Source organism: Corynebacterium sp. HMSC22B11 (assembly GCF_001815965.1).
Classification (GTDB): domain Bacteria; phylum Actinomycetota; class Actinomycetes; order Mycobacteriales; family Mycobacteriaceae; genus Corynebacterium.
In genome coordinates, this window is record NZ_KV823473.1 from 60,435 (window position 1) to 66,434 (window position 6,000).

Here is a 6,000-nt window from a genome sequence, read left to right on the forward strand (position 1 = left end):
CCGGCTGAGCTGTCCACAGCTTTGAGCGCCCCGGCGCCATCGACATCACGATGGCCGGGGCGCTCATTAGTGTCTAAGCCACGATCCAGGCTCACCAGGGGGAAAGGGGAGGGGCCATGACGGCACCAGTCACCGACACACAACACACCAGCGCGCACCGCACCGACCGGGAGCTGCTCGCCGAGCACATCGCCGGCGACCCGCTCGCACTCCACACACTGCTGGCCCGCCACGAGGTCCGCATGCACTGGGCAGAACGCGCCGCCGGCGTCCCGGAGAGCGAACTGGCGGACGTCCACCAGGAAGCCGTCCTGAAAATCCACCGCCGCGCCGCCACCTTCCGCAACCGCTCCAGCGTCGTGACCTGGATGGTGACCATCGCGCACCGCACCGCCCTGAACTTCGTGACCGCCCAGCACCGGCGCGGGCACCGCCACCGCGAGGACATCAGTGACTGTGAACGCGACCTGCCGAGCTCGCACGCCACACCGAACCAGGAGCTCAGCGTTGACCTGCACAACGCGTTGGCCAGCATCCCGGTCCTGTTCCGGCAGACCGTCGTGCTGCGCGGGATGCTCGGCTACTCCATCTCCGAGATCTCCGCGATGCTCGATGTCGCGCCCGGCACCGTGAAATCCCGCTACTCGCGCGGGCGACGCTTGCTGCAGGACCACCTCGTGCTTGCCGACTATGCCGACCACCCCTGAGCTGGGAATATATCCCGTGTCTACTGGGTTAGATAAAGTGCGTTAAGAAAGCGAAACCCACATCAAAGAACACGAGCGAGGTCACATGTCTCAGCCCTTCCTGCAGGCCAACGTCGGAATCGGCGTGAACAAGGCGGGCGACGCCGCGGACGCGGCCACCCCAGCCGATACTCCCGATACCTCCGCCAGCTCGGGTGGCACCCACGACCCTGCGGAGAAGATCCACAACGTGATCATCGTGGGCTCCGGGCCAGCCGGCTACACCGCCGCGATCTACGCCGCCCGCGCCGAGCTCGAGCCGATCGTTTTCGAGGGCATGGACTTCGGCGGCCTGCTGATGCAGACCACCGAGGTGGAGAACTTCCCGGGCTTCGCCAAGGGCATCCAGGGCCCAGAGCTGATGGACGAAATGCGCAACCAGGCGGAGCGCTTCGGTGCCGACCTGCGCATGGAGGACGTCGAGAAGATGGACCTGACCGGCGAGATCAAGAAGGTCTGGGTAGACGGCGAGGAGTACCAGGCACGCGCCGTCATCCTCGCCACCGGTGCGGCACCGCGCTACCTGAACATCCCGGGCGAGCAGGAGATGATCGGCCGCGGCGTGTCCGCCTGCGCCACCTGCGACGGCTTCTTCTTCAAGGACCGCAAGATCGCCGTCGTCGGCGGCGGCGACTCCGCGATGGAGGAGGCGGACTTCCTCACCAAGTTCGGCGAGACCGTGACCCTCATCCACCGCCGCGACGAGTTCCGCGCCTCCAAGATCATGCAGGAGCGCGCCCGCCAGAACCCGAAGATCGAGTTCCTCATGAACTCCAAGGTCACCGCCGTCCACGGCGAGAGCGCAGTGACCTCCCTGACCGTCGAGGACACCGTCACCGGCGAAAGCCAGGAGATGGAATTCGACGCCCTCTTCGTCGCCATCGGCCACGACCCGCGCGTCAGCGTTTTCGAGGGGCAGGTGGAGCTGAAGGAGGACGGCTACGTCAAGGTTGACGAGCCAAGCACCGCCACCAGCCTGCCGGGCGTGTTCGCCGCCGGCGACCTCGTGGACTCCCACTACCAGCAGGCCATCACCGCAGCTGGCAGCGGCTGCCGCGCCGCCCTGGACGCGGAGCACTACCTGGCCGCACTGCCGGCCAACGAGGGCTAAAACTCCACGCCACAGCACACTGCTGGCCTCCCGAGCTTTTCCGGGATTCACGGTATCCTGGGACAAGGAAAACCCCGGTGGACCACCCAACCCCAAGGACCACCCAACCCCGGAAAGGCAGGGCCCGCATGTCGAACATCATCACGGTCACGCAGCAGACATTTAAGTCCACCGTTGTGGAGTCCGACCTGCCGGTACTCGTGGATTTCTGGGCCCAGTGGTGCCAGCCCTGCCTGCGCATGAACCCCAGCCTCGAAGAACTTGCCGAGGAGATGGACGGCCGCGCCGTCGTCGCGAAGGTCAACGTCGACGAAGAGCGCGCGCTCGCAGCGATGTTCCAGGTGATGTCCATCCCAGCCCTCATGGTCTTTAAGGACGGCAAGAAGGTCGCGGAATTCACCGGCCTGCAGCAGAAGGGCACCCTCGTCGAGAAGCTGGAATCCCTCGCCTAGACCGCGGGAAACCCTGGACCACCAGCAACTGTTCGGAAAGTAGGACGCAGCGAGCCGTGACGGATAAACAACACGCCGAGAACCACAGCCCCCGCGTGGGCCAGCAGAATGTGCTGCTCACCGTGGGCGATAAGAGCCCCCGGGTCGCGGAGGTGCGCAGCGCACTGGCCCGGCTCGGCATGCTCTCCGGCTACGGCGTCGAGCTCACGGCCTCCAATAACGAGCAGTGGTCCGAGGAAGAAGAGTTCTTCGACGCCCTCCTGGCAACCACCCTGCGGGCCTTCCAGCAGCAGCGCGGCATCATCGCCGACGGCGTGATCAACGAAACCACCCTGCGCGCCCTGCGCGAGGCCTCCTACAAGCTCGGCAACCGGGTGCTGAGCCTGCAGGACCCACAGTACGTCGGCGACGACGTCTCCGAACTCCAGTCCCAGCTCTATGACCTGGGCTTTTACACCGGTCGCGTGGACGGGCACTTCGGCCCGGACACCCACCAGGCCGTGACGCAGTACCAGTTCGAATACGGGCTGAACTCCGATGGCATGGTCGGCCCGGACACCCTCCGCGCGCTGTCCTACCTCGGCCGCCGCATCACCGGCGGCTCCCCGAACTCCATCCGCGAGAAGGAGATGATCCGCGCCGCGGGTCCGCAGCTCTCCGGCAAGCGCGTGGTCATCGACCCGGGCTGCGGTGGCGACGACCAGGGCACCGCCGTACAGGGGCCCTACGGCACGATCACCGAGCAGGAGATCCTCTGGGACCTCGCCAACCGCCTGGAGGGGCGCATGATCTCCGCGGGCATGGAGACGATCCTCTCCCGCAGCCGCACGGCGAACCCCAGCGATACGGAGCGCGCAGACCTGGCCAATGCCTTCGGGGCGGACCTGGTGATCTCCCTCCGCACGGATAGCTACCCGAACGAGCGCGCGAACGGTGTGGCCAGCTTCTACTTTGGCTCCGAGAACGGCTCGAGGTCCATGGTGGGCGAGAAGCTCTCGGGCTACATCCAGCGCGAGATCGCCGCCCGCACCGACCTGCTGAATTGCCGCACCCACGCCCGCACCTGGGACATCCTGCGGCTCACGAAGATGCCAACCGTGCAGGTCGTCCCCGGTTATCTGACGAACCCGGAGGACGCAGCAGCGCTGACCTCGCCGGAGGTGCGCGACATCATCGCGGAGGCCATCGTCGTCTCCGTGAAGCGCCTGTACCTGATGGACCAGGACAGCCACCGCACCGGGCAGTTCAGCTTCACGGAGCTGCTGCGCATCGAGCAGCAGTAGGGGAACGGGGCCTAGAAGGCCTCGCCCTCGTGGTCCAGGAAAAGGTTATACGAACCGGAGACCTCACGGCGGTAGCGCGGGTAGAGCTCGTGATCGTCCACGCGCTCGAACTCGGCCTCCTCAACCACGTCCATAGAGAGCATCGGGGCCACGCTGAGGGCGTCCTTCAGCAGGTTGCCCGTGTGCAGGGCCTCCGGTGTCTGCCAGCCGCGATAAGCCTCCGGCACGTAGCTGGGAGCGTTCTCGATCCGCAGGCTAGGGTCCAGGCTGGACCGGGAGCTCGCCGCGCTCGACGGGGAGGGGAAGGACGGGGTCCCGCTGTACTCCAGACCCGCATCGTGGGCCACCCCGCGGGCTTCTTCCTCCTGCTTGCGCAGGAGCTCGTCGAGGGCATCCTCGTCCCGGGCGAAGACCTCCACGGCGCTGAAACCGCGGCGGCCGGCCTCCACGAGCACCGTCTCGATCAGGCGGTGCTCCAGGTAGAGGCCCATGAAGGCGTCCTCAACGTACACATCGCTCAGGAGGAGCGCGTCGGAGGACACAGAGGAGGGGAGGCCCTCCACTCCCGGCAGGAAGCGCGTTGGAGCGAAGAAGACGGTCGCCGCTGGCTGTAGCTTGCGACCGGGCACGCCCGTCCCCACGAAGGCGGTGAAGCCACAGGTACCCCAGCTCATCAGCGTGCGCTGGATCCACAGCTGCTTGTCGAAGGCCGGGTCCTCGGTATGGGTCGGCCCATACAACGGGTCCCACGGCAGCGCCCAGAACGTGCTGAGTGCGGCATCCTCCGTGATTTGCTCCGCGTTATCAAAGCTCAGAGCGCGGATTTCAACCTCCACGGTCTCTCCCTCCCTGATGAGCTTAAGCCGGTCGGCTCAACTATCGCGTGATGATGTGTCTATACGGGCAAGCAACGCCGGAAAGCTCGTGGGCTCGGCCAGCGTGGGCCGGGTGTTGCTTCTGGGGCTTATTTTAGGACGACCGCCCGCCCCGTGAGGCAATTTAGGAAATCGGCCCAAAAAACTTGGATTGTTTCACGTGAAACAATCGCGGGCGCCGCTCGGCGGGTTGCGACGCTGATTGCCGCCCCGGAGCTCCGTCACGGCGGGCTACGACGGGCGCGCCAGCCTGGTTTAACTCACCGGGTGCCGTTGTCGGCTGCCGCCACTGGCGGCAGCCGCGGTGAGCCGCCTCTGACACCGAAACTACTGCTCGCCGCCGCCGAGGATCTCGATGATGCGGTCGAAGTCCTCCTGACCGCCGAACTCGACGACGATGCGGCCGCGCTTCTTGCCCATCTGGACGCTGACCTTGGTCTCCAGGGTGTCCGCGAAATCGTCCACCCAACTGTTGACGTAGTCCGGCAGGGGAGCAGGGGTGCGCTGCTTGCGCTCCTGCTTCTGCCCTTCGCCACGGTTCATCAGCGTGACCGCTTCTTCCGTGGCGCGGACGCTCAGGCCCTCGGCGACGATGCGGTCAGCCAGCTGTGCCTGCGCGTCCTCCCCGCCCTTGAGCCCCAACAGGGCACGGGCGTGGCCTGCACTGAGCACGCCTGCGCTCACGCGCCGCTGCACCGCGACGGGCAGCTGGAGCAGGCGAATCATGTTCGCGATCAGGGAGCGGGAGCGCCCGATGCGCTTGGCCAGCTGCTCCTGGGTCACGCCGAACTCCTCGAGCAGCTGCTGATAAGCGGCCGCCTCCTCAAGCGGGTTCAGCTGCACGCGGTGGATGTTCTCCAGCAGGGCATCGCGCAGCATCGCGTCGTCCTGCGTCTCACGGACGATGGCCGGGATCGTCTCCAGGCCAGCCTTCTTGGAGGCTCGGAGGCGTCGCTCACCCATGATGAGCTCATAGGGAGCAGGCGCTCCGCTGACCGGACGAACCACAATAGGCTGCATGAGCCCGAACTCCCGGATGGAGTGGACCAGCTCGTTGAGCTGCTCCTCATCGAAGACCGCACGCGGCTGCTTCGGGTTCGTCGTGATCGCGTCGAGGGGGAGTTCCTGATAGGTCGCGCCGAAGCTATCCGCATTGGGGGCGTCCGAGGTGCCGGACTCACCGTGAGGCTCAGCCGAGCTCTGCGGCGCGGTCGAACCCTGCGGTGCGAACGAGCTTGCGGTGCGGGACTGGGAACCGCTCTTCTTCGTGGCGCCGTCCTTCGAAGCGCCAGCCTTCGCAGCCTTCGAACCTGTGGCGCCCTTGGCATCCGAACCGGTGGCTCCACCCGACCCCGCGGAGGCGGATTTTTGGGCCTGGTCCCCGGTGTTCTCGCCCATACTGGAGGTTGGGCGATTAACGTCACTGTGACGAATATCCGCTCCGCCATTTCCAGACGCCGATCCGGTGCCGCCGCGCGCAGCATCGCCGGAATCCTGATCCGCGTTCCGGCGGGCCGCTGCACCGCCTGCGCC

Annotated in this window: 6 protein-coding genes; 4 read left to right on the forward strand and 2 right to left on the reverse strand. The window is 66.3% G+C overall.

What is annotated here, in order from left to right:
• Positions 1 to 116 precede the first annotated feature (116 nt).
• From HMPREF3088_RS01555 to HMPREF3088_RS01570, 4 genes are all read left to right on the forward strand, one after another.
• On the forward strand, positions 117 to 707 hold the full coding sequence (locus HMPREF3088_RS01555) for an RNA polymerase sigma factor (RefSeq protein ID WP_246817985.1): 591 nt from the start codon (positions 117 to 119) through the stop codon (positions 705 to 707).
• An 85-nt stretch (positions 708 to 792) separates the two neighbouring features.
• Positions 793 to 1,857: a thioredoxin-disulfide reductase gene (gene trxB / locus HMPREF3088_RS01560; RefSeq protein ID WP_070757920.1), complete on the forward strand. Its 1,065-nt coding sequence runs from the start codon at positions 793 to 795 to the stop codon at positions 1,855 to 1,857.
• A gap of 128 nt (positions 1,858 to 1,985) precedes the next feature.
• Positions 1,986 to 2,309: a thioredoxin gene (gene trxA, locus HMPREF3088_RS01565; protein WP_070757922.1), complete on the forward strand. Its 324-nt coding sequence runs from the start codon at positions 1,986 to 1,988 to the stop codon at positions 2,307 to 2,309.
• A 56-nt stretch (positions 2,310 to 2,365) separates the two neighbouring features.
• Positions 2,366 to 3,592: an N-acetylmuramoyl-L-alanine amidase gene (locus HMPREF3088_RS01570; RefSeq protein WP_070757924.1), complete on the forward strand. Its 1,227-nt coding sequence runs from the start codon at positions 2,366 to 2,368 to the stop codon at positions 3,590 to 3,592.
• Between the two features lie 11 nt (positions 3,593 to 3,603).
• On the opposite strand, the gene HMPREF3088_RS01575 is transcribed toward HMPREF3088_RS01570, so the two are convergent.
• A complete protein-coding gene (locus HMPREF3088_RS01575) occupies positions 3,604 to 4,428 on the reverse strand; it encodes a hypothetical protein (protein ID WP_070757926.1) in 825 nt (274 codons plus the stop codon).
• A 366-nt stretch (positions 4,429 to 4,794) separates the two neighbouring features.
• A complete protein-coding gene (locus HMPREF3088_RS01580) occupies positions 4,795 to 5,865 on the reverse strand; it encodes a ParB/RepB/Spo0J family partition protein (RefSeq protein WP_070757928.1) in 1,071 nt (356 codons plus the stop codon).
• Positions 5,866 to 6,000 lie beyond the last annotated feature (135 nt).